The organism is Vibrio sp. 10N.222.48.A3, assembly GCF_041475345.1.
Taxonomy (GTDB): Bacteria; Pseudomonadota; Gammaproteobacteria; order Enterobacterales; family Vibrionaceae; genus Vibrio; species Vibrio tasmaniensis_A.
Genome location: NZ_JBFRVX010000420.1, coordinates 1 through 904, shown reverse-complemented (window position 1 = coordinate 904; position 904 = coordinate 1). Strand labels below are relative to the sequence as shown.

The 904-nt window shown below is 45.8% G+C and carries 1 protein-coding gene; it reads right to left on the bottom strand.

The genetic code is table 11. The features are described 5' to 3' along the window. Positions 1–870: IS110 family transposase (locus tag AB4653_RS29120; RefSeq protein ID WP_372104348.1), on the bottom strand; the 870-nt coding region annotated here is incomplete at its 3' end. Between the last annotated feature and the right edge of the window lie 34 nt (positions 871–904).

Genomic DNA, 904 nt, shown 5'->3' with positions numbered 1-904 from the left:
GTTGGCAATGACTGTCCTCGCCCCGTGAACTAATAGTGTTCGCAAGTATTTGTCGCCGTGTTTGGTTATCCGACCTAAGCGAGGCTTTCCTCCCGTCGAATATTGCTTTGGTACTAGTCCTAGCCAAGCAGAGAAATCACGGCTTTTATCAAATTGAGAACCATTACCTATCGAAGCAAGTATCGCAGTAGCGGTTTGCGGTCCAATGCCACGAACCTTCATCACTCGTTGAACATTAGCGCTGACCTTAGCAAAAGACTCGAAGACTTGTTCAGTATCGGCGATACGTTGATTCAACTCTCCAAGGTGGTGATAAGCATCGGCAATCACCGTTCTTGCGAGATGTGGCAGTTCATTTTCTGCATCTTCAAGCATTAAGGGAACGTGTTTCATTAATGAAGAGCGGCCAACAGGAATGATTAACCCGAACTCAGAGAGTAGGGCGCGCATGCGATTCATAAGCGCGGTGCGTTCACGAACCCAATGCTCTCTCATTCTATGTACCGATAAGATGGCTTGTTGATCGGGGGATTTTACGGGTACAAAGCGAGTTGATGGACGCTGAACAGCTTCGCATATGGCAACAGCATCATTAAGGTCGTTCTTTCCTTTAGTTCGATAAGGAATTAAGTATTTAACGGCCATAATGCGGGCGTCGTGCCCAAGTTTATTGAGTGTTCTTGCCCAATAATGTGCACCACCACACGCTTCAACGCCTATACGCATGAGTGGCATATTTGCTATTGTAGTCAGTAGTTTAGAGCGAGTTACCGACTTATGAAGTATGACCTTACCATTTTGGTCTACGGCATGAAGACTAAAGTGGTTTTTAGCTAGGTCGATACCGCAGAAATAAGAAAAATCAGACATGGTGCCTCCGGTGCAATTAAGTACCACATAAGTG